23 protein-coding genes are annotated in these 25,573 nt (G+C 61.2%); 10 read left to right on the top strand and 13 right to left on the bottom strand.

The window, feature by feature from the left end; genetic code table 11:
• Positions 1–35 precede the first annotated feature (35 nt).
• On the top strand, positions 36–1,220 hold the full coding sequence (locus HEP89_RS06605; RefSeq protein WP_168691592.1) for an ATP-grasp domain-containing protein: 1,185 nt from the start codon (positions 36–38) through the stop codon (positions 1,218–1,220).
• Here the strand turns inward: HEP89_RS06605 and HEP89_RS06600 are convergent.
• The 7 genes from HEP89_RS06600 to HEP89_RS06570 all read right to left on the bottom strand — a co-directional run bounded on the left by HEP89_RS06600 (position 1,205) and on the right by HEP89_RS06570 (position 8,560).
• Complete coding sequence (locus HEP89_RS06600; protein ID WP_168691591.1) at positions 1,205–2,194, bottom strand: Rieske 2Fe-2S domain-containing protein; 990 nt, start codon at positions 2,192–2,194, stop codon at positions 1,205–1,207. The two genes, HEP89_RS06605 and HEP89_RS06600, sit on opposite strands and share 16 nt — an antisense overlap.
• Entirely contained in the window at positions 2,191–3,339 is a 1,149-nt protein-coding gene (locus tag HEP89_RS06595; protein ID WP_168691590.1) for a GNAT family N-acetyltransferase, read from the bottom strand. Before HEP89_RS06595 ends, HEP89_RS06600 begins: the two co-directional genes overlap by 4 nt.
• Positions 3,336–4,607 (bottom strand): CoF synthetase, encoded by a 1,272-nt coding sequence (locus HEP89_RS06590; protein ID WP_168691589.1) that lies wholly within the window; start codon positions 4,605–4,607, stop codon positions 3,336–3,338. The genes HEP89_RS06595 and HEP89_RS06590 overlap by 4 nt, the downstream gene beginning before the upstream one ends.
• Positions 4,604–5,377 carry an MBL fold metallo-hydrolase gene (locus HEP89_RS06585; protein WP_286201025.1) on the bottom strand — a complete coding sequence of 258 codons (774 nt, stop codon included), beginning with the start codon at positions 5,375–5,377 and terminating at the stop codon, positions 4,604–4,606. The genes HEP89_RS06590 and HEP89_RS06585 overlap by 4 nt, the downstream gene beginning before the upstream one ends.
• 47 nt (positions 5,378–5,424) lie before the next feature.
• A complete protein-coding gene (locus HEP89_RS06580) occupies positions 5,425–6,411 on the bottom strand; it encodes an NAD(P)-dependent oxidoreductase (protein WP_168691587.1) in 987 nt (328 codons plus the stop codon).
• A gap of 2 nt (positions 6,412–6,413) precedes the next feature.
• On the bottom strand, positions 6,414–7,370 hold the full coding sequence (locus HEP89_RS06575) for a 3-oxoacyl-[acyl-carrier-protein] synthase III C-terminal domain-containing protein (protein WP_286201024.1): 957 nt from the start codon (positions 7,368–7,370) through the stop codon (positions 6,414–6,416).
• Between the two features lie 212 nt (positions 7,371–7,582).
• A complete protein-coding gene (locus tag HEP89_RS06570; RefSeq protein WP_022999174.1) occupies positions 7,583–8,560 on the bottom strand; it encodes a GlxA family transcriptional regulator in 978 nt (325 codons plus the stop codon).
• 128 nt (positions 8,561–8,688) lie between these two features.
• On the opposite strand from HEP89_RS06570, the gene HEP89_RS06565 reads away from it, so the two are divergent.
• The 4 genes from HEP89_RS06565 to HEP89_RS06550 are packed head-to-tail and all read left to right on the top strand — an operon-like array spanning position 8,689 to position 13,169.
• On the top strand, positions 8,689–9,399 hold the full coding sequence (locus HEP89_RS06565; protein WP_031268723.1) for a GntR family transcriptional regulator: 711 nt from the start codon (positions 8,689–8,691) through the stop codon (positions 9,397–9,399).
• A gap of 25 nt (positions 9,400–9,424) precedes the next feature.
• Positions 9,425–10,330, top strand: a complete 906-nt coding sequence (locus HEP89_RS06560) for a dihydrodipicolinate synthase family protein (RefSeq protein WP_075283745.1) — start codon at positions 9,425–9,427, stop codon at positions 10,328–10,330.
• 2 nt (positions 10,331–10,332) lie between these two features.
• Positions 10,333–11,832, top strand: coding sequence for an aldehyde dehydrogenase (locus tag HEP89_RS06555; RefSeq protein WP_077291193.1), 1,500 nt, complete (start codon positions 10,333–10,335; stop codon positions 11,830–11,832).
• Positions 11,829–13,169 carry an FAD-binding oxidoreductase gene (locus HEP89_RS06550; RefSeq protein ID WP_168691586.1) on the top strand — a complete coding sequence of 447 codons (1,341 nt, stop codon included), beginning with the start codon at positions 11,829–11,831 and terminating at the stop codon, positions 13,167–13,169. The genes HEP89_RS06555 and HEP89_RS06550 overlap by 4 nt, the downstream gene beginning before the upstream one ends.
• A gap of 24 nt (positions 13,170–13,193) precedes the next feature.
• On the opposite strand, the gene HEP89_RS06545 is transcribed toward HEP89_RS06550, so the two are convergent.
• Positions 13,194–14,216: a permease gene (locus HEP89_RS06545; RefSeq protein WP_168691585.1), complete on the bottom strand. Its 1,023-nt coding sequence runs from the start codon at positions 14,214–14,216 to the stop codon at positions 13,194–13,196.
• A gap of 90 nt (positions 14,217–14,306) precedes the next feature.
• On the opposite strand from HEP89_RS06545, the gene HEP89_RS06540 reads away from it, so the two are divergent.
• Entirely contained in the window at positions 14,307–15,152 is an 846-nt protein-coding gene (locus tag HEP89_RS06540; protein ID WP_168691584.1) for a LysR family transcriptional regulator, read from the top strand.
• A gap of 15 nt (positions 15,153–15,167) precedes the next feature.
• Here the strand turns inward: HEP89_RS06540 and HEP89_RS06535 are convergent, their stop codons facing one another.
• The 4 genes from HEP89_RS06535 to HEP89_RS06520 form a co-directional block, all read right to left on the bottom strand.
• Complete coding sequence (locus tag HEP89_RS06535) at positions 15,168–15,902, bottom strand: SDR family oxidoreductase (RefSeq protein WP_168691583.1); 735 nt, start codon at positions 15,900–15,902, stop codon at positions 15,168–15,170.
• Positions 15,899–16,630 carry an SDR family oxidoreductase gene (locus HEP89_RS06530; RefSeq protein ID WP_168691582.1) on the bottom strand — a complete coding sequence of 244 codons (732 nt, stop codon included), beginning with the start codon at positions 16,628–16,630 and terminating at the stop codon, positions 15,899–15,901. The genes HEP89_RS06535 and HEP89_RS06530 overlap by 4 nt, the downstream gene beginning before the upstream one ends.
• A gap of 13 nt (positions 16,631–16,643) precedes the next feature.
• Entirely contained in the window at positions 16,644–17,747 is a 1,104-nt protein-coding gene (locus tag HEP89_RS06525) for a mandelate racemase/muconate lactonizing enzyme family protein (RefSeq protein WP_168691581.1), read from the bottom strand.
• Positions 17,748–17,809: 62 nt separating this feature from the next.
• Entirely contained in the window at positions 17,810–19,357 is a 1,548-nt protein-coding gene (locus HEP89_RS06520; protein WP_168691580.1) for a trimethylamine methyltransferase family protein, read from the bottom strand.
• Between the two features lie 420 nt (positions 19,358–19,777).
• On the opposite strand from HEP89_RS06520, the gene HEP89_RS06515 reads away from it, so the two are divergent.
• The 4 genes from HEP89_RS06515 to HEP89_RS06500 all read left to right on the top strand — a co-directional run bounded on the left by HEP89_RS06515 (position 19,778) and on the right by HEP89_RS06500 (position 25,260).
• The gene (locus HEP89_RS06515) at positions 19,778–21,388 is read left to right on the top strand and encodes an ABC transporter substrate-binding protein (RefSeq protein WP_022999163.1); all 1,611 of its coding nucleotides are present in this window, start codon (positions 19,778–19,780) and stop codon (positions 21,386–21,388) included.
• 185 nt (positions 21,389–21,573) lie between these two features.
• Positions 21,574–22,530 carry an ABC transporter permease gene (locus HEP89_RS06510; RefSeq protein WP_031268720.1) on the top strand — a complete coding sequence of 319 codons (957 nt, stop codon included), beginning with the start codon at positions 21,574–21,576 and terminating at the stop codon, positions 22,528–22,530.
• A 10-nt stretch (positions 22,531–22,540) separates the two neighbouring features.
• Positions 22,541–23,605 (top strand): ABC transporter permease, encoded by a 1,065-nt coding sequence (locus HEP89_RS06505; protein ID WP_022999161.1) that lies wholly within the window; start codon positions 22,541–22,543, stop codon positions 23,603–23,605.
• 2 nt (positions 23,606–23,607) lie between these two features.
• Entirely contained in the window at positions 23,608–25,260 is a 1,653-nt protein-coding gene (locus HEP89_RS06500; protein ID WP_022999160.1) for an ABC transporter ATP-binding protein, read from the top strand.
• A 95-nt stretch (positions 25,261–25,355) separates the two neighbouring features.
• Here HEP89_RS06500 and HEP89_RS29820 read toward each other — a convergent pair whose 3' ends face one another.
• On the bottom strand, positions 25,356–25,478 hold the full coding sequence (locus HEP89_RS29820) for a hypothetical protein (RefSeq protein ID WP_022999159.1): 123 nt from the start codon (positions 25,476–25,478) through the stop codon (positions 25,356–25,358).
• Between the last annotated feature and the right edge of the window lie 95 nt (positions 25,479–25,573).

Below are 25,573 nucleotides of genomic sequence, written 5' to 3'. Positions count from 1 at the left end.
CCGGGATCTGCATTCGATAAGGGAATCTGACGACGATGCAGCCCGGCTGCCATGCCTCTTCCGGCCAGACTGTTCTGATAACGGGTGCTCGCGCGCCTGTTGCCCTGCATCACGCCCGGCTGTTTCATACCGCTGGTTGGCGTGTTGTTCTGGCCGATATGCCCGCGCGCCCAGTCTCCCGGGCAAGTCGTGCCTGCGCACTCTATCAGCGTCTGCCATCGCCAAGGTTTTATCCGGAAGATTTCACTGACGCGCTCGAGGCGCTGATCGAACGCGAAAAGCCGTCCCTGATTGTCCCGACCTGCGAGGAGATCTTCTACCTGGCGGCAATCCGGGAAAGGCGCGGCCTTGGGGCGGAACTGTTCGCGCCAGGTCTCGACCTGCTTCAAACGTCCCATAACAAGCATGACTTCATCAGGTTGTGTGAAGGGTTCGGGATTGCCGTGCCCGAAACACGGCTGCTGACGTCTCGGGAAGATGTCACCAACCTTGGCAAGCAGGCCGAAAACCTTGTGTTCAAGCCCGTCTGGTCGCGCTTCGCCGGTCAGGTCCTTGTGTCGCCAGCGTCCCGCAAGTTGAAGCAGGTGGTGCCGAGCGCTGCAATGCCCTGGGTCGCCCAGGAACGGTTGGAAGGAGACGAGATCAGTGCCTACGTTCTGGCGCGCGACGGCAAGGTGCTGGCAGTGTCGATATACCGTTCGCTATACCGGGCCGGTGCTGGCGCGGGGATCTGTTTTGAACCGGTAACGGACCCGGCAGCACGGGCTGTTATCGAAACATTCGTCGGGAACACCGGTTGGACCGGGCAGGTTTCGTTTGACCTGATGCGCCTTGAAGACGGCTCTGTGCGCCCGCTGGAATGCAATCCGCGCGCGACCAGCGGCCTGCATTTTTTCAAGGACGCGGCCCGGTTTGTCCGCACGCTTTTGCAAGGCGGTGACGAAGTCTTGCCGGACGTAGCAGGCAATCAGGCCGTGCGGCTGGCCATGTGGGTCTACGGTCTGCCTTCAGCGCTCCGCTCACGAGACTTTGCCCGTTTCCGGGAGGTTCTCGGTGCGGCCGAGGAGATCCTCGGAACCTCGGACGATCCGTCGCCGGGGCGTGCTCAAATACCTGCCTTGCTGGAAATCGCGACCATAGCCATGCGCAACCGGATCAGTCTTCAAAGCGCCACCACGAGGGACATCGAGTGGAACGGGCCGGATCAAAGTTCGATGTAGGCCCATCTGGGGGACACTGCCGCATCTGGCAGCTCGCCTTCTTCAATTGCTGCGATGTCCCTTCGCAAATAGTCGAGCGGTCCGATCAGAGGTTTTGCGTCCGGAAAGCGCGCCGCGTTTTCAAGCGAGGATTTCAACACGCGGCGGTCCTGTTCCAGAGCTATGCGGAACATCGGCTGAAACATCCAGGACTTGACCCGGTCGAGCAGTCCCTCGTTCGGTCCGATCAGGCAACCGATACCTTCAACAAGTCCGTCGGCCGCCTGCCGCAAATGGAAGGTGGTTGCCAGTGCAAGGCCGTTTTCGCCCCAATATTCCAGCTCGGCGATACCGGGAAAACGATATCGCCCGACCGTCCGCACCCGCCCGGCTTCCAGCAGCCTGCTGATCAGGCCATGCTGCCGGTCCTCCCCGGTATAGACGGCCTCGACCCAGCCAGGCCCACCGGTGATATCGACCCGAACCCGATGCCGCTTGCTGCTGAGGCCGCGCAGCAGGCCCTTGTGGGTGAAATGGGTGTGCGTCGCATCGAGGATGTTTTCGGCAGCATCGATCAATGTCGAGTTGGTGCTGCTGCGCACCAGGCGCACCACTATCTTTCTGCCTTCCATCGGGTGCAGGTAGGGTTCACTTGCGGGGTCTCCTTTGGATAGAAAGACCACGCTGTCCTTCACGAACGTCTTGAGGCCGGGAATACGGTACCCCGGCACGTCGCCCATGTGTCCCGGAATGGCGGTGCAGCGTCCGCCGCCGTCAAAACGCCAGCCGTGATAGGGGCATTCGATCTCGCCTCCGACGACCTTTCCTTTCGACAGTTCCATCAGCCGGTGCGGACAACGGTCGGCCAGAGCCGAGATGCCGGACGCGCTCTTGAACAACACCACAGGTTCGCCGCCGAATTCGACACGGGCCGGTCCGCGCTTCAAATCCTTAAGGAGCGCCGCGGCCTGCCAGAAATCCCTTGATGAAGTCATAGGTCGAAGGCCTCCAGAAGGGGAATGCCGATGCGCGACAGAAGTTTTTCGAGGCTTCGCACTGCCAGTTGCCTGCGCCGGGACAGATGACCCGCATAGACGGCGTTGAACTCGATTTCCGGTTCTGCCCCGCGCAGCCGTTTGAAGTGGCCGGCGCCCGCGCTCATGTTGAAAAAGAGAGTGTGCCGGTCTGCAATGTCCTGGCCTGCCGCCATGACCAGCCGGTAGAGCCCGTCTTTCATCGGCAGGCGGGTGTCGTATCCAACCAGCGGCTGCGTCAATGTGCAGCCGTTGGCAAAGAAACCGGCTACCGCCACCAACTGGCCGCTGTCATCGCGATAACCAAGCAGTTGGAACAGGCCTCTGCGGTGGCATTCCCGGATGTAGGTTGCGGTATACTGCGGATTGAGCGGTGTGTACTTGTCGAGATAGAGCATCTTGTAGAGCTCCGCGGCACGGTCAAAATCCGAACCCTCGAAGCTGTCGTTTTCCGCGAGCCGATAGGGCGTCTGTTGCATCAGCCTTGTGTCGTAGTGGCGGTTTTGCGTCGGCCGTCCTGGCGTTTGGTCACCGGAGTAGAGATAGATCCGTCGTGCCGCCAGAAGCCTGAACCCAGCTTGCCTGAGGGCGTTCATCGATGACCGGTCCGCCCGGCCATTGAGCGACCGGATGACAATGGCATGCTCCGGATGGCGCTGAGACAGGGTTCTGGCGATCTCGCGGGCTGCGGCTGCATCGATTTCCGGAACTGGATTGGTTGATAGCAGCCAGTTGTTCACCTGCACCTGTCGATCAAGCCCGCTGGCCTCGATCAGCGGCGCACAAGCCCGGATCAGCGGTCGTACCAGATGGTAGGTCAGTGGCGACTTCAGGAAATTGCGTGTTTCCTCGATTGCATAGTCGATATAGGCGGCGCTGGGTGAACAGATGTAACACGTCGGCGGACGGCTCGGTTCGTTGATCGTCACCGGAAAACACCGCCCTGCAATCTCCAGCGAGCTGACACGCGTCGTGAGGTTGGCAACAAGATCAGGCATGGCAAAGTCGTTGCACAAACGCACGAAGGCATGAACGGTCTCGGGGGTGTTGCTCACACCTCCATTGGCCGACGTGTCCCGCATGACCGTCTCCTGCGCTGTGGTCATGATTGAGCCTGCCGCCTAAACCGGCTTTCCACCCGCCGCAGCTTGCGGGTGCTTTCCAGGGGCAGCCTGTCCCGGCGGAGCGAAATTGCAGGTAAGAGGCCCAGTGCGCTCAGGGTTTTGCCAAGTGCCGCAAGGGCCGCTTCAGCGCTCGTCTCCGCCACCTCCGGCGGGAGCTGCAGGGTCACCGATCCATCTGCTTCCTGCACAAGGCGAAAATCGGATATCTCGCGCGAGGCATCCAGAACCGAATTGCGCAGGATGTCGGGCGTAACCGGTACGTCCGTTCCCGCTTCGCTGGTGAAGAGAAAGATATCGTCCATCCGTCCGATCACTTCATCAACCGTCTGAAGCGGCGAGCCACAGGAGCATGGCGTCGACGACAGGCGCAGGAGATCGTTCATCCGGTATCGCGCCATGATCTGGAAATCGCGGCGAAAGCCTGTCACCAACGGAGTGACGAGATCGTTTGCGACCGGCTCGAACTCGAAAAAATTGGCGTCCTCGGCAAGATGCAGGCGGCCATGAGCACACGTCACGGCGAAAAGGCCTTCGGTTGCCATGTAGATCTGCCCGAGGAGAATGCCGAACCTCTTTTCGACAACGACCCGGTCGATCGGGTCGAGCGTTTCCGCACCTGCATAAAGCTTGCGAGGGGCAAGTCGGCCTGACGTTTCCGCCAGGTACCGCAACACCCTCGGCGGCGCGACGATGGTCGTCGGGTTGAAGGTTTCCAGTTCGTCCAGCCAGGAAGCGATGCCATGGCGCAGATCGAAGAACCGCAAGTGCAGTTGCCGTAGTCTGGCCGGGCTTTCGTAAAGCGAGGAGGACTGCGGCAGGATGATCGCAACCCGTTCCGGATGCCAGAGAAAGCGGGGTAAGGTCTTGGCCAGAATGGTGCCGAGCCAGCGGAACCGTTCCACTGCGGTAATTGCATAGAGGCCGCGGTTGCCACTGGTGCCCGTACTGGCTCCGATGTTGATCCCGTCGATCTCGCCGCCCGCCTCCAATGCCCGCCATCCGGCCTCGGCGGTGATCCGGGCCCTGTTGAAGGCCTCGAACCGGCTCATCACGATGGCTTTGTCGATCACCGGCAGTTGGTCGAGGCGCGGCGGCGCGTCGCGGTAGAAATCGACCTTGGGAAGCGACTGGCGCAACCAGCCATCCAGTCGACGTTTCTGCCAGTCCTCGAAAGCCTTTCGAGATCGGCCACTGCGGCCGGTCCAGAGCGTTTCGGCAAAGGCAATGCCAGTCTGAAAACGCCCGTTCATTGCGGGACCTCCGGCAAATCGTATGGACTGTCGGACGGATCGTGGCACAGCAGAACATCGCCGCCTTGCTCCCGGAAGGCGGCAACCCGGCGGCCGCTTGCGGCAAGTGCCCGGCGATCCGAAGCGACAAGAGCCGCGGGCAGTCCGGGGGCCTTGCCGGGATCAAGCGCTGCCGCACACCACTGGGTATCGACCGCATAAAGCAATGGCACCGGCTGTGCGGCAAAGCAGATGCCGAAATGGCCTTCCGCATGACCGGGCAGATTGATGGCCAGCGTCTCACCATCACCAAAGAGATCAGCTCCTTCGCCAAGTCCATTGGGAGCGGGCTTGACCGAGAGTTGGTCGATATCGACGATCCGGCTGGAGAGATCCTGCGGCAGCAACTCGTCAAAGACGCCGTGGCGCAGATTGGAAAACCTTGAGCGCGCCTCGACACGAGCGTGCACTGCTGCCTTCGCATAGATCCTCGCCTTCGGGAATAGGTGAAGCGCGGCAACATGATCGGCGTGAAAATGGGTCAGCACGATGGCTGCAACATCTGCTGTGCTTGCGCCCAGGCGACCAAGCACACGGGTGGGCTGATGCTCTTCGATCAGCGTCGGCCGGAGCAGACTGGCATAGATCCGAAGCGGCAGACTGCGCCCAGAACCTTCCGTGACCCGGGGACCGTAACCTGTATCGATCAGCACCAGTCCGGCGGTCGGGTGCTGGTGAACCCCATAGCGTACCTTGAAGCGGAGCGGGTGACGCCCACCCCTACGGACCACCAACCGCTCCGGCGCGGAAACAAAAGCGCTGTTTGCAAACATCGGGGTCAACGGGCGTTCCCTTCGCCAAGTGTTTTTGCAAGGCCGCTTTCGAAGTCGATCTGCGGTCGCCAGTCCAGCAACCGCTCCGCCTTGGAAATGTCGAGGCTCTGCCGGAAGGCGAAGAGGCCGAGCGTATAGGGTGTCGCCAGAGGTTCGCCGGCGCCGGGCACAATCAGACTTGCCGTCTCCAGAAGCCTGGCCACCAGGACAGCCGGGGCCAGGGAGCGGTTCTGCCAGCGAACCGGAATGCCCTTGGCGGCACAGACACGCTCGACAATGAAACGTACCGGCAAAGGTTCGCCGCCGGAAATGTTGAACGTCTCGCCTTCGCATTCCGGAGAGGCTTCAAGGGCCGTCTCGACGGCTGAGAGCAGATCATCGACATGGGTCAGGTCGATGGAGGCAGCTCCATTCCGGAAAACCGGCAAGGGCCGCTTCTGGGCTGCGGCGAGCAAACGCGGCAGGAGTGTCGTGTCCCCCGCACCATAAAGGCCGCGCGGACGCAGGTTGATCGGGCCAAGGTCGGCGCGGGTCAGCACCAGCTGTTCGGCCTCGGCCTTTGTCGCCGCATAAGCGTTGATGGGCGGCGGCAACAGCGCATCTTCCCGGACGTTCTCCTTGTCCTTCATCTCGAAATAGACGGTGGGCGAGGAAATGTTGACGAACCGCCGCACGCCAAGCTTTTCCGCAAGATCAAGCAGGTGTTTTGTCCCGGTGACATTCGCCGCCACGAAGGCGCTTCGTGGTCCCCAGGGCGCGGAGAGCGCAGCGCAGTGAACAACGGCGCCGACCGGACCAAAAGGCGCGATCTGATCCTTGTCGCAGGGGTTGGAAAGATCCATTCGAACGACGTCGAAGCCCTTGGCCTCAAGGTGCTGACACTGCAACTCGCTGCGGCCAAGAGCGATCGGGTTGGAGCCCTTCGCGCGCATATGACGGATCAGGGCACCTCCCAGAAATCCCGTTGCTCCAGTGACCAGCAAGCGCCCCATGGTCAAACCTCAAGGGCCATGCCGCCGAAGGTCACACCGGCCGATGTCCCGAGCAACAAGACACGCATGCCGGGCTCGATCCGGCCCTGGCGCCAGGCAATGTCGAGCGCGGTTGGCAGCGATGCCGCTATCTGGTTGCCGTGGGTGCAACCGATGTCGACCACCCGGCTGCGCTCCATGCCGGTTTCCCGGATCATGTGCTCCAGCGCGAGCGGGCTTGCCTGGTGCGGAACGACGAGGTCGATATCCTGCCGGGCCCATCCGGCTTTCGACAGCAGTTGGTCGACGAACTGCGGAAAATGCTTGTGCGTGACACGGAAGAGGTCCTTGCCGTCCATGTGGAACACGGCATGCCGGGCGAAGGTCTCGCGGTCCTTGTGAAAATCGAACCGAGTGCCTCCGGCCCCGATTTCGCATGCTGCATAGGCGGAGGGGTAGGTTCGCAGCAGCGAGGCCGCAATGCCCGGGCCATCACCGCCTCCTGTCGTCAGGACTGCTGCAGCCGCGCCATCGCCGAACAGGGCGGCAACATCGGGCTGGTCTTCCCAGGGCAGTGCGCGCGAGGCAATGTCCGCGGCAAACACCAGCACCGACGTTGCTTGCCGCAGCGCAAGTTTGTTGGCGGCAAGCTCGAAAGCGGTCAGGAAGGAAAGACAAGTCGCATTGACGTCGTAGGCCGCCGCCGTGCCATCGGCAAAACCCAGTCTCTGCATCACCAGTGGCGCGGTTGCCGGCAGGGTCTGGTAGGGAATACCGCACGCACCGAGGACGAGGTCGATGTCTCGAGGCGTTTGGCCTGCCTTTTCAAGCGCGGCTTGGCAAGCCGCAACCGCCAGATCTATCTGGCTTTCCTCTGCTGCGACAAACCGGCTTGAAACGCCGGACAGTTTTTGAAGATGTCCGGCAGGAAAACCCAGCTTAAGATCGAGGGTTTCCGAGGTGACGGACTTTGCAGGCAAGGCATGTCCAGTGCCTGCAATTCTGACGGGAAGAATGGATGCGGCCTCCGTTTGCGCTCCGGTCCGGACCGGCTTCAGACAAGGATCTAAGTCACGGGCAGAAGACACGCAAGGAGGATGGGGCATTGGACCAGGCGGAGAAGCCGGAACCGGCTTGCCAGGAAGAGGGGTCGCGTTTCAAAACCCGGGCAGTTCGCGGCCCCAGGACCCGGTCATGCCCTTTGAAACGCTGCCTGTGTACCCGCAGAGCAAAGACGCTGATTGTGCGGTGTCACGCCGAACCTGTTTTGATAGGTGCGGATGAAATGCGAAGCGGATTCGTAGCCGCAGGCCAGGGCGATCTCAGACACGGACCGTTCGGTCTGCAGCAGGAGATTGCGGGCACGCGTGAGCTTCTGGTCTATGGCAAATCGTTTCGGCGACACCTTCAGGTGTTTCTGGAACAACCGCTCGAGCTGCCGGGTGGAAATGCCGATCTTGCGGGCGATCTCGGATGTCGGCAGGTAATAGGGCGCGCTTTCGTTCAGCAGACGAATTGCCTCTGCAATATGCGGGTTCCGGATTCCGTGCCGCGCCTGTAGCGAGATCTGCTGGGCCGCGTTGGCAGGCCGAACACCGGAATAGACCATCATGTCCGCAATCGCGACCGCCAGGTCCGTACCGTGGGCTTCGCCGATCAGGTGAAGCATCATGTCGGTCGCCGCGGTGCCGCCGGATGCGGTGACGAAGGCCTCGTCCGTGACGAAGACATTCTTGCACAACTGCACGTCCGGAAAGGTTTCCTCGAAACTGTCGTGGAACGACCAGTGAATGGCTGCGCGGCGGTCGTTCAACAGGCCAGCCTTGGCAAGAATATAGGCGCCCGAACAGATAGCACCGATCTGGGTGCCCCGGGCACGCTCCCGCCGCAGGAAGCTCAGCACCTCCGGCGCCGCCCGGTCGCCGACATTCTGACCGGAGATCAGGAACAGGCTGGAGCGCGCGGGCAACGGACCGAGGCCCTGATCCACCAGCGTCACGGTTCCGTTGGAGCAGACCGCCCTTTGACCATCGGGTGAGGCTAGTCGCCACCGGTAGATTTCCTCTCCCTGAAGCAGGTTGGCGATACGCAGCGGCTCCACCGCGCAGGCGAAGGCGATATGCGAAAAATCTTCAAGCAACAGGAAGGTGACGTCAGTGGTTCGGGACATGTCGCTTTTCTCCGGCCTCTGTCGCCTCTGGCCGATCAGGGCCTTTCGGGCGCATGTATTATTATTGTGTTGATATTGTACACATTATGTATACAAACGAGTCAACTGAATTCGGAATGGAGCGTCACATGCCCCCTGTACGCGGCACGGCAAAGTCGAATGCCTATGAGGATCTGAAACGCGCGATCCTGACGTTGGAGCGCAAGCCTGGCAGCCCGCTGGAAGAAACCGATCTGTGTGATCTCTACGGCCTCTCCCGGACCCCTTTGCGCGAGGTGCTGCAGCAGCTGGCGGGTGAAGGCTATGTCACGCTGCAGCTCAATCGGGGTGCGCGCGTTTCCGACATGACCCACTACACGCTGCGGGACTTCTTCCTTGCCGCACCGCTGATCTACAGCGCCGTGCTTCGGCTCGCCGCGCAGAACGCGACGCCGGCACAGATCGAGGAACTGCGTCAGGCTCAGAAAGAATTCCGGGCCGCCATGGCAAGTGGCGACGTGATTGAACGGGCACTTACAAACGACCGTTTCCACCGCATCACCGGCCACATGGCGGGCAACAGCTACCTGCTGGCGAGCCTTGACCGGTTGCTGATCGACCATACCCGGATCGGCATGACCTTCTTCCGCCCCAAGTCCGGTGCGAAGGAAGATCGCCTCGAGCTGGCCGGCCGCCAGCATGACGAGATGATCGAGGCGATCGAGCAGGGCGACGACAACCGCGCCGCGGAACTGGCGCTGGAGCACTGGGCTCTCTCGCGTGACCAGATCGAACTGTTTGTCATGCCTGAAGGCCTGGAAGCTCCGCTCGGCATCCCACCCAAACTCAAATCCGCATGAGGCAGACACCGCGATGACCCCAATCATGAAGTTCGAAGGCATCTACACGCCCGTGGTCACGCCCTATGACGGCGAAGGCAACGTGGTCTGGGATGCCCTGGCCGCTGTTGTCGACCATCTTGTCGACAGTGGTGTGCACGGCCTGATTTCCGGTGGATCAACGGGCGAAAACTATGCCCAGACCGTTGAGGAACGTCTCGAACTGGCGCGCTTTACCGCGCAAAGACTTGCAGGCCGCCTGCCGCTGATCGTGGGAACGGGAACCATGAGGACACCGGATTCCATCGCGCTTGCGGAAGGTGCCGCGGAGATCGGGGCCGATGCCATTCTGGTGGCAACTCCGCCCTATTCGGTGCCGACCGAGAGGGAAAACGCGCTCAATGTCCTGACCATCGACCGGGCCGCCGATCTTCCGATCATGCTCTATAACTATCCAGGACGGATGGGGGTGAACATGGGCGAGGAATTCCTCGACCGGGTTGGCCGTTCGCGCAATGTCTGCGCCATCAAGGAAAGCTCTGGCGACATCAACCGCGTCCACCTTCTGGCACGCGACTACCCGCACATCCAGATGTCCTGCGGCATGGACGATCAGGCGCTGGAATTCTTCGCCTGGGGGGCACGCAGCTGGGTGTGCGCCGGCTCGAATTTCCTGCCCGAAGAACATGTTGCCCTTTACCGGGCCTGCGCCGTCGAAGGGGATTTCAGCAAGGGGCGGCGGATCATGTCGGCAATGATGCCGCTGATGCGCGTGCTGGAACAGGGCGGCAAGTTCATTCAATGCGTCAAGCACGGGGTGGAAATGAGCGGGCTCTATGCCGGTCCGCCGCGCCCGCCGTTGAAGGCGCTCAACAAGGACGACAAGCGCCAGCTCGACCAGGTCGTCCGGGTTCTGAAATCCACCATTCAAGACATCACGGCGGGAGAATGATCATGACCGACCTTCTGACGCGCGAGGAATACAAGGCGCTCGCTGCCGGCCTGACCTTGCCGACAAATGCCTTCATCGACGGCTCTTACCGCCCGGCGGCGTCGGGCAAGACCTTCGAGACGGTCAATCCCGCCACCGGCGAGACACTTGCCTCCGTGGCAGCCTGTGGTGCAGAGGATGTCGATTTCGCCGTGCTGAAGGCCCGGGAAGCCTTTGAGGACGGCCGGTGGTCGAAGCTGCATCCGGCGGACCGCAAGGACACGCTGATCCGCTTTGCCAAGCTCATCACCCGCAACCGGCGGGAGCTGGCCGTGATGGAGAGCCTCGACAGCGGCAAGACGATCTACGATTGCGAAATCGTGGATGTGCCCGAGACGATCCATTGCCTGAAATGGCACGCAGAGGCGATCGACAAGATCTACGATCAGGTCTCGCCCGCCTCCGATGATCACATCGCCATGATCGTGCGCGAACCGGTTGGCGTCGTCGGGCTGGTTCTGCCCTGGAACTTTCCGCTGCTGATGCTCGCCTGGAAAATCGGTCCGGCGCTGGCGGCGGGATGTTCGGTCATCGTCAAGCCGGCCGAAGAAACATCGCTCACCGCCCTGCGCATCGCGGAACTTGCCATGGAAGCCGGCATTCCGCGGGGTGTCTTCAATGTCGTTCCCGGCTCCGGTCCGGACGTCGGTGAACCGCTTGGCCGGCACATGGATGTCGACATGATCTCCTTCACCGGTTCGACGGAAACCGGCCGCCGGTTCCTGCGCTACGCCGCCGACAGCAACCTGAAGGAGGTTGTTCTGGAAATGGGCGGCAAGAACCCGAGCGTTGTCCTGAAGGACGCGGAAAATCTCGACCGGGTGGCTGCTCACGTCGTCAATGGCGCGTTCTGGAACATGGGCGAGAACTGTTCGGCAAGTTCCCGCCTGATCGTGGAAGAAGACATCAAGGAAGCGCTGCTGGAGCGTATCCTGGCCCATGCGCGGGAATGGACGATGGGAGATCCCCTTGATCCGGAGCATCGTGTCGGTGCGCTCGTCTCCAGCGATCATTTCGCCAAGGTCAGTTCCTATCTGGACAAGGGCGCAAAGGTGTTGATGGGCGGCGGCAGCCGCGATGGCGCCTTCGTCGAACCGACCGTTCTGGAAACCGATCCGGGGTCCACCATTGCGCGGGAGGAAATTTTCGGTCCGGTCTTGAGCGTTCTGACCGTAAGAAGCTTCGATGAGGCCATCGCGCTGGCCAATGATACACAGTACGGCCTTGCCGCCTCGATCTTCACCGGCAACGCCAGAAAGGCGCTGCGTGGTGCCCGGGCGATCCGGGCCGGCACCGTGACCGTCAATTGCTTTGGCGAAGGCGACATCACCACGCCGTTCGGCGGGTTCAAACAGTCCGGTTTCGGCGGGCGGGACAACAGTTTGGCGGCACACGACCAGTACACCCAGCTGAAGACCATCTGGCTGGATCTGTCCGACGACGAGGACGAGGCCGTCGGATGACGAAACGGGCCGCCGACACTCTGCCGAACCTGCAAGGCCCGGCGGCCTGGAACACCATCCTGCCGAGACAACAGCCTGCGCAGCTGCTGAGCGAACAGATCAGCGCGGATGTCACGATCATCGGCGCTGGATTTGCCGGTTTGTCGGCTGCTCGCCGTCTGCTCCAGTCAGACCGAAATCTCAAGGTTGTCGTGCTCGACGCTTGCCGGGTTGCGGAAGGATCGGCCGGACGCAACTCCGGATTCATGATCGACCTGCCGCATGAGCTGACATCGGAGGATTATGCCGGTAACGGTGACGACAAGTCCCTGATCGCCTTCAATCGAGAGGCAATCGGCTTTGCGCGTGGCGCGGTCGAGGACTACGGGATCGACAGGCACTATTTTGATCCGGCAGGCAAGATCAACGGTGCGGCTAGCATCAAGGCCGATCTTCATAACCGCAGTTATGCCGACCATCTGACGAGCCTCGGTGAAAAATATGAGCTGCTCGACCGCCAACAGATGGCGGACCTGACCGGAAGCAGACACTACGTTGGCGGACTTTATACCCCCGGTACGGTCATGCTGCAGCCCGCCGGATATATCCGCGGACTTGCCGCCGGACTTCGGCGGGAAGGCGTGCAGGTTTTCGAGCAAAGCCCGGTCCTGTCTTTCACCAGGGAAGGCGAAGGCTGGAAGGTGGAAACGCGATCCGGATCCGTTTCAACGGCAAAAGTCATCCTCACGGTCAATGGTCATCTGGAGAGTTTCGGTTTCGAACGTGACCGGCTGATGCAGCTGTTCCTGTTTGCCGTCATGACGCCCGAGCTCGACGGTGCGGCGTTGAAGAAACTTGGCGGCCAAAGCCGCTGGGGCATCACGCCATCTGATCCGATGGGGACGACCTTGCGCCGGATCGACACCGGTCAGGGTGGAAACAGGATCGTTACGAGAACCTGCGCCGTGCTGAAACCCGACATGCGACTGACACCGGCAAGTGTGGAACGTGCGGCCCGTGTCATGCAACGCAAGTTCGATCGGCGTTTTCCGCAGTTGGCAGGGTTGAAGATGGAATACAAGTGGGCAGGACACCTTTGCCTGTCGCTGAATGGTGTCGCGGTCATGCGCGAACTGGAGCAGGACGTGTTTTCCGGCTGCGTGCAAAATGGTCTCGGCACCGCACGCGGAACCCTGACCGGTATGGGCGCTGCTGATCTCGCGCTGGGACAGACCAGTAGCATCACCCGTCATTTCGGTGCTGAAGCCCGGCCGAAAAAACTGCCGCCACAGCCATTCCGGGAAATTGGCGCCAATGCCATGCTGCGCTGGAAGGAATGGCGCGCGGCCGAGGAATGATCCCGGCCAGAGGCCGACCGGGCGTCAGCAGACCCATTCGAACACATAGCCCGAGATCAGTGACCCGGTAACGGCAAGCGCCAGGTAAAGCAGAAACGGGCGCAGTTTCAGCACGGGAAATATCGCAAGTGCTCCCCAGATGCTGACAACACCTCCGGAGACCAGAAACGCCATCGCCGCGCCGGGCGACATGCCGTTGTCGATGAGACCGCGGGTCAGCGGCAAGGCCGCATAACCGTCGATATAGGCCGGTGCGCCGACGAAGACGGCAACGGGTATGGCCCACCAGGTGTGCGAGCCAAGATAGGCTGCCAGCGATCCCGGGGTCAGAGCTGCATTCAGCGCATATTCGGCGAAGAAGGCGGGGATCAGGCAGATCAGGATCAGCCGTGTCGTGGCCGCTGCCTGCCGCGCGAAGGCCTTGCGCCGGCTGCTGTTACGCCAGACACGCGGTTCAAACGATGTCGCGCCGTCACAGCACCGCTTCGTCAATTTTGCGGTGAGCCCACCAGACCGCAGCGCCGCTTCACCGCTTTGCTCACGCGTGAGCGCTGCTGTGACGGATCCGCCAAATACACCCAGACTGAAGGCCGCCACGGTCTTGCCGACTGCAAAGGTAATGCCGAGGGTCGCCGCCGTAGTCGCCAGCATAGCCGGATCGGTAATCGGCGAGGACAGCCAGAACGCCATGACCGGGGCAAGGGGAACCCCGGCTGCCAGCAACCCGGCCATCAGAGGCAGGATCGTCACCCCGCAGACCGGCGTAATCGCCCCCATGGCAGACGCCACGAGGACCGCGCGCATGAGCCGTCCTTCAAACGCGCGGCCGATGATCCTGTCGGCACCGCTGGCCATGATCCAGGCCGTGAGGGCTATGCCCGGCACGACGAGCGGGGCAACCTGAAGGAGACCCTGTCCGGTGAACAGGATCCCCTGTTCGAAGAACTGCGGCCACAGCCAGACAAGCCCGGCGAGAAGGCCAGCTCCGGCTCCGGCGGCAATTTTTCGGGATCCAGAAAACGTGGCTGTTGCCGTCTGTCCTTCCATGAAGGCCTCCAGTGATTGACGGCTTCAGACTAGGCGTGATCTAAGTATTGGTGAAACGAATATCTTAAATGTCAGATATTGAAAAATTGGATGAATAGTCTCGACAGTGAACTCCTCCGAACTTTTCTGGCGGTCGCCGGGACGGGCAGCGTCACTGAAGGTGCCCGCCTGATCGGCCGGTCACAATCGGCAACCAGTCTTCAGATCATGCGCCTTGAAGAGGTGATCGGGCGGGATTTGTTCGAGCGGACCGGCCGCGGTGTGACGCTGACGGAGACCGGGCAGCGCCTGATGCCGGTCGCAAGGGATGTGAAAGAACGGCTGGATGCCGTCCTGAGGGAAATCACCGCCGACGGTTTGCGCGGGAAGCTTCGCCTCGGCATTCCTGACGACCATGGCCAGGCAAAGCTTGCGAAGATCCTGTCTGCCTTCGCACAATCGCACCCGCAGGTGGAGCTTGAGGTAACCTGTACGATCAGCACCGATTTCCCGGAGCTGCTGTCCAGGGGAAGGCTGGATCTTGCCGTCTACGAGGTTGAAACGATCGGCAGGAATGAAGAGGTGGTTTTCGAGGACCCGACCTGCTGGGTAATGTCGCGTTACCGGGATCTTCTGGCCGAAGAGCCGGTTCCGGTCGCCCTTTTCGACCGCGCCTGCTGGTGGCGTGAGGCGGCCCTCAAGTCGCTTGAGGCAAGAGGGAGGCCTTACCGGATTGCCTTTTCAAGCCAGAGCGTGGCGGGCGTAACGGCTGCCGTGGAAGCGGGTATTGCGATAGGACTTCTGGGTCGGTCTACTCTCGCGGGCCACCTCAAGGTGCTTGGTAACGACCATGGGTTTGCCTCGACACCCATGTCGAAACTTGTCATCGGCGTTGCAGCCAGCGCCAATCAGGATCTCGTCAGGACAATGAAGTCCGCTATTCGGCAGGCATTTTGAACCGCTCCAAGCCCTTCAGGGCAAGCTCAACCTGGTCATTCTGCCACCGTCGACCGTGTAGACCTGACCGGTGACAAAACCGCTTTCCTCCGCTGCCAGGAAAGCGACCAAGGCGGCAACTTCCTCCGGCTTGCCCGTCCGGCCAGCCGGATGGATCTTGCCAATATCGCGCCGGAAGGCATCTGGATCCGGGGTCGCCTTGATGAATTCGAGATTGAATTCCGTATCGATCCAGCCTGGTGCAACCGCGTTGCAGCGGACGCCGTCCTTGCCGTGATCGACCGCAACGGCGCGCGTCAGGCCGTGAAGCCCGGCCTTGGAGGCGGAATAGGCAGCGTGTAGCGGATTGCAGCCGATGCCTTCGATGGAGCCGACATTGACGATGCTTCCGCGTGTCTGGCGCAAATGCGGCAAGGCATGTTTGATCATCAGGAAAGGCGCGGTCAGATTGACCGCCAACGAGTGCTGCCAGTCGGCGAGCGACATGTCTTCGATCGCCGCTTCCTGCATCAGGCCGGCATTGTTGACGAGCACATCCAGCCTGCCGCCTTTCGTTACCACGTCTTCGATAATGCGGGCAGGGGCTTCCATGTCGGCAAAATCCGCCTGGACATACTCAAACTCCGTATCCTCGCCGCGCTGGGCCGTGAAGACCCTGGCACCTTCATTTTGCAAGCGCCGGGCAATCGCACGACCAATGCCGCTTCGCCCGCCCGTGACGAGGGCAATCTTCCCTTCGAACCGCATCATGACACCGGTTTTCCGCCGTTGACCTCAACCAGCGAACCGCACATGTAGCGCGCGGCATCGGAGGCAAGAAACAGAACGACGTCCGCGATATCATCCGGCCGCGCCACCCGGCCAAGCGGAACGGTCCTGCCGAGTTCGGCAATCGCCGTTGCGGGGTCAAAGCCGCGCTTTTCGAACCCGGTCCGCAGCATCGGTGTGTCGACCTCGTTCGGGCAGACGGCATTGATATGGATGCCCTGGTGGGCATGGTCCCGGCCCATGCACTGGGTCAGCGAAGCGATCGCCGCCTTGGTCATGCAATAAACAGCGTGGTTCGGGCCCGGATGAACACCCCAGCAAGAGGCGATATTGACGATGGCCCCACCTCCGGCCTCCGCCAGCAACGGGATACCCGCCCGGCAGATGCGGAAAGGAGCTTCGACATTGACCCCGACCGACAGCGCCCAGTCCTGATCGGTGGTCTCGGTCACGGGACCGCGGGTAATGACGCCGGCGTTGTTGATGATGATGTCGAGGCCGCCAAGTGCCTTGGCCGCCGTGTGGGGCAGTGCGTCTGCATAGGCCGGGTCGAGCAGGTTTCCCGAAATCCGGACTTCCGCATCAACGGCATCGCAATTCCGGTCGGCTGCGGCCACGCGTGCCCCTTCTGCCCGCAGCATGTCGGAGATGACTTTGCCGATCCCACCGGCGGCGCCCGTTACGAGGGCACGTTTGCCTTTAAAGCGCATATCGGTTTCCAGTTCAGAAAGAAGCCATGGCGGTGCCGAACAGGGTCTCGTCCGGTTCGACACCAAGGCCCGGGCCTTGTGGCAGGGCAATGTGACCGTCCCGGATGCGCACGCCTTCGCCGATGGAATAACTGCCCTCGATCATGGGCTCCGCAAGCCAGACCCCTTCCAGCAGAGACGGCTTCACCGTCGCAGCTACATGGGTACAGGCGGCGGCGATGATGTCGCCGCCCCAGGCATCGTCGCAGGTATGCGGCAGCGAGACGGCTTCGCAGATATCCCGGAACGCAGCCATCTGCTGCAGTCCGCCGATCCGGGTCACTTTCATGCCGAATCCATCGACCAGTCCGCGCCCGGCGGCCCGGATGACCGTTGCCAGGTCGACACCGTTCTCGTCCATGTAAAGTCCGTGGTGGATCTGCGGCCTGATCTTCTCCAGGTCCTCGATCCGGTTGCAGGGCTGTTCCAGAATGAACGGAATATCCGGGCATTCGCGACTGACGCGCAGCGCGTCTCGTGTGGTCCAGCCTCGGTTGCCGTCGACCGCAAGACGCATGCCGGATCCGGCGATCTTGTCCCAGACCCTGCGGATCGTCTCGATATCGCGCTCGACGTCCTTACCGCTCATCTTGATCTGCAGGCGCGGGTAGCCTTCGTCCCGTTTCTCCGCGGCAATGCTGGCGATCTCTTCGGGAGCACCGACACCGGTTGCGTAATAAGAGGGAACGCGTTCCGCCGCGACACCACCGAGAAGATCGGCAACCCTAAGTCCCAGATGTTTGCCGAGCAGGTCATGAACGGCAATGTCGATTGCCGCCTTTGCGTAGTTGTGCCCGTTGAGCTGGCCGTTTATGAGGCGACCGATCGTCAGGGGGCGAACATCCTGGCCAATCAGCGCAGGGGCGATCTGCTGCAGCGCCGCCTGCGCTCCACCGGAATGCGCTTCGGCGTAAGTCGGGCCGACGGGGCAGGTTTCCCCCCAGCCGATATGCCCGTTGTCCGCGATCAGCTTGACCAGGGTGGTCTGGAGAGACCAGACCTCGGCGTTCGCCATCTTGTAGGGGCCGCCCTTGACCGGCAGGTCATGGCGGAAGATCTCGACAGACTTGATTTTCATGAACCGCCTCGCAGGGCAGAAGAGAAAGCACGGGCAGCCCGGTTTTTGGCCGGTACCGCGGTTCAATAGTCCTGGTTCAGCGCATCTGCCGCCGGGATTTCACGCTCGCGCCGCGCGATGTAATCGAGAAGGGCCTCGTTTTTGGCGGTCTCGAGAGCAGGCTCCTGATACTCGGACAGAAGCTTGCGGGCGATGCCAAGCGCCCGTTCCGTGATCTCCACTTCTCCCTCGGCCTTCCATTGCTCGATGGAATTGTTGTCGAAGGTCTCCGGCATGAAGAACGCCCGCTGGAAATTCTCCTGGGTGTGCGGGTGCCCCAAGTAGTGGCCTCCGGGGCCGACGTCGCGAATGGCGGCAAGGCCTTCATCGAAATCGTCCCAGCGCGGGCCCTCCGCCATGCGGTAGGCCATTGCGCATTGCTCGGCGTCGACAATGAACTTGGCAACGGAGCAATGCATCCCGGCCTCGTTCCAGCCGGCCGCGTGCCAGATATAGTTGGCACCTGAATGGATAACGGCGCTCAGCGTTGCTGCGCTCTCATACCCGGCTTGCGCGTCAAAGGTCTTGGCACCGCCGAGCGATCCGGAGGTCCGCCAGGGCACATCGTAGAACCGCGCCATTTGCCCGATCATGAAGTTCATCAGGCTGATCTCGGGGGTGCCGGCCATCGGCGCACCGGATTTCATCGAGACCGTCGACAGATAATGCCCGTAAATCGCAGGTGCGCCCTTCCGGATCACCTGCGTGTAGGCAAGCGCGCTCAGGGCTTCCGCGTTGAGCTGGGCAACGGCAGGGACGACGCTTGCCGGGGTATTGGCACCGCCAAGCACGAAGGGGGAGCAGAGCACGGGCTGGTTCCGTTTCGAAAAGGCCCGCATTGCTCCCAGCATGGTCTCGTCCCAAACCAGCGGAGAATTGCCGTTGCAGTTTCCTGTCGTGACCGGATGGGTCTCCAGATAGTCCTCACCGAACAGGATCGCGCACATTTCCATGACATCTTCGGCGTTCTTCGGGCTTGTCGTCATGCCCATGAAGGTCTTGTCCGAATGCTTGATCGAAGAATAGGTGATGCGCAGGTGCCGATGGCTGATGGGGTGGTCGTAGGGCTCCACGATGTGGTGGGCGCTTGAATGCAGGGCCGGCAGCATATGGCTGAGCTTGTGGAACATGGCCAGGTCCGCAAGCGTCGGATTGCGCCGCTGATTGTCGAGATCACGCAGAAATGGTGCCCCGGTCATCGGCACGAAGATCGAACGATCTCCTCCGAGCGGGACATTCTTTGCCGGATTGCGGGCATGATAGGTGAAGCTGGATGGGATCGAACTGATGAGCTCACGCACCAGCCCCCGGTCCAGGTAGACCCTCTCACCCTCGACCTTGGCGCCGGCCCGCTTCCAGTCTGCAAGGGCAATCGGATCGCGAAAGACGATTCCAACCTCTTCCAGGATTGCCATGGAGGCATCGTCCAGCTTTCGGACCTGCTCTTCGTCCATGGGTTCGCACAGGGGAAGGGTGCGCCGCAGACCGGGCAGCATGGTATGGTCGGGAGCGGTGCGAATAGCCCGGCGGCCGGCACGGCCGCCGCTGCGGCTGCGTTGGGCAACACTCATCTTGTTCTCCGGTAATCGGTTATTTTGACAAGAAGAATGCGCCTGATTTACCGCCCGACAGTGCCGAAATACGAACTGGCACTGCATTTTCCGACATTGTTGGAGAATAATCGTTTTTCATCTAAAAGAATTATCTGAGATCTGTCTCAGTAGACCAGAATATACGCGCGTAGCATTTTCCGTGCCTGTCTGAAAATCAAAAATCATTCATAATAATGTTGCTGTGCACAATATCTGGGCAACCAGTCAACATTAAACATTTTAAATGAGGAATTTACCCATGGGGGTGGCAGAGCAGGGGCAGTTCGTGTTTTGCTATGTAAATGTCGCAAATGAGCATCATGGTTACAAAAAAACAACGGATGCTACGTTTGGGAAATTGGCAAGTGACTGTTTAAGAAGAACCGGAAGGGGAGACAGATGACGAAGTCCAAAGATGCCGAGATGCTCGAAAGGCTTGAAGCAGCGGCCCGCACGGGAGGGATCAGTAAACGTGATTTCCTTCGCTACTCCGTGCTGGCCGGACTGACAGCAAGCACCGCAACAGGCCTGTGGTCGACCGAGGCGAAAGCCCAGCCCAAGCAGGGTGGGACGTTCCGCTGGGGGATCCACGACGGCAACACCTCAGATTCTCACGATCCGGGCACCTATCTGACCCGCGTGATGATTTTCCTCGCCCACACGCACCGCAGCTACCTGACGATGATCATGGGCGACGGGTCGCTTGGGCCGGATCTGGCCGACAGCTGGGAAGCCAGCGAGGATGCGTCCGAATGGACCTTCAAGATCACTGAAAACGCCGAGTTCCACAGCGGCAGGAAACTGACGGCTGACGACGTCATCGCATCGCTGAACCACCACCGCGGCGACAAGACAACCTCCGCAGCCAAGGCGCTGCTGACGGATGTCACCGACATCACCAAGGATGGCGACTACACCGTTGTCGTGAAGCTGTCCGGCGGCAACGCCGACTTCCCATGGCTGATGACCGACTATCACATGGCGATCTGCCCGGCCAACGACGACGGCACGATCGACTGGCAGTCCGGTGACGGCACCGGTCCCTACAAGATCGACAACGGCGAGTTCGGCGTCCAGTTCAGCCTCAGCCGGCATGACGGCTGGCACCGTGAGGGCGCCTATTTCGACAAGGTCGAGCTGATCACCCTGAACGATCCGAACGCTCGCCAGACGGCACTTGTGACCGGCGACGTGGATGCGGTCTCGCTGATCGAGCTGAAGACCATGGGTCTGCTGCAGCGCAATCCGAACATCAAGATCCACAACATCCCGTCCGCGGGCGCGATCACGCTGCCGATGTTCTGCGACACGGCACCGTTCGACAATCCGGACGTGCGCAACGCGCTTAAGCTGGCCATGAACCGGGATGACATCATCGAGAAGATCACCTTCGGTGCAGCCACCAAGGGCAATGACTTCCACCATTCGCCGGCCCAGCCTTACTGGCCGGACGACATCCCGCAGCGTGATTACGATCCGGACCAGGCCAAGTCCCTGCTCAAGAAAGCGGGCGCAGAAGGTCTCACGGTCAGCCTCAGCACCGCGGACAGCGTCTATGCGGGTGCGGTCGACATGGCGGTGCTTTATGCCGAACACGCCAAGGCGGCGGGTATCAACATCAATGTCGTGCGTGAACCGAACGACGGTTACTATTCCGACGTCTGGCTGAAGAAGCCGTTCTGTCTCGTGTCCTGGGGCGCGCGTCCGACACCTGATGTCATGTACACGCTGGCCTACAAGAACGACGCGGCCTGGAACGAGTCTCACTGGAAAAACCCGCGCTTCAACGAGCTTCTGCTTCAGGCCAAGGCCGAGTTGGACGACACCCGGCGCGCGGAAATGTACCGCGAGATGGCGATGCTGGCCCGGGACGATGGCGGCACCATCATCCCGTTCTTCAACAACTTCGTTTACGCCAACAGCGCGAAGGTAGGCACGCCCGAGAAACTGGCTGCCAGCTGGGAAAATGACGGCGCGCGCGCCGCCAGCCGCTGGTGGTTCGAGTCCTGATTGAGGGGTTAGGCGGCGGCTAAGGCCGCCGCCTGCAATTTGGCCCTGCCCCGGACGCGGGACGGGCCGACCTGGACGGACAGGGCTCCTGCCAACGCAAAGCAAAAAGAGCTGACAGGAACCTGCCCGATATGTGTCCGGCGGCGCTATGTGCCGTGCCGGGCTTTCCTATTCTGGAGGGACAAATGGGGGACATCCTACAGCTGGTCCTTAAGAGACTTGGCTTAGGTGCGATCACGCTACTAGTGGTCTCTATCCTGATCTTTTTTGCAGTTGAACTGCTGCCCGGCGACATTGCCCAGGCCGTTCTTGGACAGGGAGCAACGCCTGAAACCGTCGCCGCCCTGCGAGAGAAACTCGGCCTCGACCAGCCCGCGATCCTGCGATATTTCCAATGGCTCGGCGGTGCACTCACCGGTGACTTTGGCGTCTCGCTCGTCTCTGGCGAGCGGGTCAGTGCTGCCATCAGCGACCGGTTCGTCAACACGCTTTTCCTGGCGACCTATGCGGCTGTCATCGCGGTGCCGGTTTCCATCGTTCTCGGCGTGATTGTCGCTCTCCTGCGCAATACCCTGTTCGACAGGGTCGCCAACGTGGTCACGCTGACATCGATTTCCTCTCCGGAATTCTTTCTCGGCTACATCCTCATTCTCTACCTGGCGGTCAAGACCAACTACTTCCCCGCCATTGCCAGCCTCAGCGCGGACATGAGCTTCGGGGATCTGTTGCATCGAACCTTCCTGCCGGCGCTGACCCTGGTGCTGGTGGTGACGGCGCACATGATGCGCATGACACGCGCGGCGATCATCAACCTTCTGGCCTCGCCCTACATCGAGATGGCGCGGCTGAAAGGCGTGCCGCCCTGGAAGGTGATCGTCAAACACGCTCTGCCCAACGCCTGGGCGCCGATCATCAACGTCGTCGCACTCAATCTCGCCTACCTCATTACCGGCGTGGTTCTGGTGGAAGTTGTCTTCGTCTATCCGGGCGTGGGCCAGCTTCTGGTGGACGCGGTTGCCAAACGCGATTTCCCGATCGTGCAGGCCTGCTGTCTGATCTTCGCGGCAACCTTCATCCTGCTGAACCTGGCAGCCGATGTGGGCGCGATCCTGACCAATCCGCGTTTGCGGCATCCGAAGTAAGGGCAGCGACATGAGCACATTCGTTATTGGCTACTATGCGCTGCTGATCGGAGCTTCCTGCCTGGCGGCCTATTTCAACAAGCGCAAGATCTTCATTCTTGTCTTTTCCCTGACGATGATCTCCTTCATCGCGGGGATCATCGGCGGCGCTCCGGCGCTCCGGTTCATTACTACGGCTGCCGGTCTTCTGGCACTGGCCGCCGGGACATCCTTCGCGTTCCGGGAGTTCCTGATCATCATCACGCCCGCCGGTGTTTCCAAGGAGTTGCGGACCGCACCTCTCACAGCGGCCTTCGGCATGTTCGTGATCTTCACCTACGCCATCGCCGGGGTCTTTGCCCCCGTGATTGCACCTTTCGGTGAAGCGCAGGTCATTTCGTCGGCCTTTGCGCCGCCGGATGAAACCATGCTTCTGGGGGCAGACCAGCTCGGCCGCGACATGTTCAGCCGCATCATCTACGGCGCGCGCAACTCTGTCGGTCTCGCGCTGCTGGCAACCATGCTGGCCTTCTTCATGGGAGCATTTGCAGGCCTGCTTGCCGCCACCAAGGGCGGTTGGTTCGATCAGCTCATCGGCCGTGTCGCAGACGTCATCATGTCGGTACCGTCACTGATCTTCGCCCTGCTGATGCTCAGTATCTTCGGCACCAACCTTGTGGTGATCGTGATCGTCGTTGCCGTCATCTATTCGCCACGCGTCTTCCGCCTTACCCGGGCGGTTGCCGGCAACGTGGTGGTGATGGACTACATCGAAGCGGCCAAGCTGCGAGGCGAGGGCACCTGGTACCTGATCCGCCGGGAAATCCTGCCAAACTCGACAGCACCACTGATCGCCGAATTCGGTCTCGAATTCTGCTTCGTGTTCCTGCTCATCGCAGGCCTGTCGTTCCTTGGTCTCGGCATTCAGCCGCCGACCGCCGACTGGGGCTCCATGGTGCGTGAGAACGCGACACTGATTTCCTTTGGCGAAATGACACCGCTGATCCCGGCGGCGGCCATTGCGCTTCTGACTGTCGCGGTGAATTTCGTCGTCGACTGGATGCTGTTCCGGTCTTCCGGCCTGAAGGAGGTTTGAGAATGGTGCCGAAAAAAGACGTACTGCTTCGGGTCACCGATCTCCGGATCGAGGGGTACTCGGACGAAAAATGGGTCGAGATCGTTCACGGCGTCAATCTTACCCTGCACAAGGGGGAAGTGTTGGGGCTGATCGGAGAATCGGGTGCCGGCAAATCGACCATCGGCCTCGCCTCCATGGGCTTTGCCCGCGACGGCTGCCGGATTTCCGGCGGTTCCATTGAGTTCGACGGCATGGAACTGACGACGACGCCGGAGAGCGATCTCCGGGCGTTGCGCGGATCGCGCATCGCCTATGTCGCCCAGTCGGCTGCTGCCTCGTTCAATCCGGCACACCGGATTATCGACCAGCACACGGAAGCCCCGATCCAGTACCGCATTCAAAAGCGGGTCGAGGCGCAGGAAGACGCCATGGAGCTTTACGAGCGGCTGCGCCTTCCCAACCCGAACGAAATCGGCTTCCGCTATCCCCACCAGGTCTCTGGCGGCCAGTTGCAGCGCGCGATGACCGCCATGGCCATGGCATGCCGGCCGGATCTCATCATCTTCGATGAGCCGACCACCGCGCTGGACGTGACCACGCAGATCGAGGTTCTGGCGGCGATCCGGGACATTGTCGACCAGTTCAACACCGCGGCGATCTACATCACGCACGATCTGGCGGTGGTGGCGCAGATGGCTGACACTATCAAGGTGCTGCTCAAGGGCGAGGAAGTCGAAGAGGCGCCGACCGAGCAGATGCTCGGGTCTCCCAAGGAGGATTACACCAAGAGCCTTTGGGCCGTCCGCAGCTTCCAGCGGCCGCAGAAACAGCGGCCGACCGAGGCAGGTGCCATTCCGATCGTTTCCGTGCAGGGAATTGATGCGGCCTACGGCAAGACCAAGGTGCTGGACGATGTCTCCTTCGACATCTATCCGGGCATGACGGTTGCGGTTGTCGGCGAATCCGGTTCCGGCAAGTCGACGACAGCGCGCTGTATCACCGGTCTGCTGCCGCCCACCAAAGGGCAAATCCTGTTCAAGGGCGAGCCGTTGCCGCCGCGCTATCAGGACCGCAGCAAGGATCAGCTTCGCCAGGCGCAGATGATCTACCAGATGGCCGATACCGCACTGAACCCGAAGATCAGGATCAGCGAGATCATCGGCCGGCCTGCCCAGTTCTATGGCGGGCTGCACGGCGCGAAACTGAAAAACCGCGTCGACGAGCTTTTGGACCTGATCGAGCTGGACCCGTCAAAATTCTACAATCGTTATCCGCCGGAACTTTCCGGCGGCCAGAAACAGCGTGTGGGCATTGCCAGGGCCCTGGCGGCCGATCCGGCCTTCATCATCTGCGACGAGGTGACGAGCGCGCTCGACCAGCTCGTGGCGGAAGGTATCCTGAAGCTGCTCGATCGGCTGCAGCAGGAGTTCAACCTGGCCTACATGTTCATTACCCATGACCTGGCGACGGTGCGCTCCATCGCGGACGAGGTTGTGGTGATGCAGCGCGGCAAGGTGGTGGAGCAAGGGCCGAAGGACGAGATGTTCACGCCGCCGCATCATCCCTACACGGATCTGCTTCTGTCTTCGGTTCCCGAAATGGATCCGAACTGGCTGACGACGCTTCTGGAAGAGCGCGGCACCGATGCCATTGGGGAAGCCGCCGACGTCTGATTGCAGGCGGTTTGCCTGCCCTGAAATGCAATCACCCCCGGAGGTCGCTCCGGGGGTGATTGAAACTCTGCCGACTTTTCGTCAGGCGTGCGGGATCAGCCGACCATCAGGTAGCCGGAAAGAGCCATCGCACCCACGATAACGGCGTAAACGCCGACAAGCGCCGGCCAGGAGCCGCTCTGTGCCTTGTATTCGCGAATGAGATCGTCCCGGGTCATGCCGACCTCCAGAATTTGCCCAACTCTTGAGCGGGCTGGTGAATATTTGATCTGCCGGACAAATACGGGAGGAAAGTTAAGATTTCAATGAGTGA

It is taken from the genome of Labrenzia sp. 5N, from assembly GCF_012395805.1.
In the GTDB taxonomy this organism is placed as follows: Bacteria; Pseudomonadota; Alphaproteobacteria; order Rhizobiales; family Stappiaceae; genus Roseibium; species Roseibium algicola.
The sequence above is the reverse complement of the archived record's forward strand: the minus strand, read 5'-3'. Positions and strand labels throughout refer to the sequence as shown.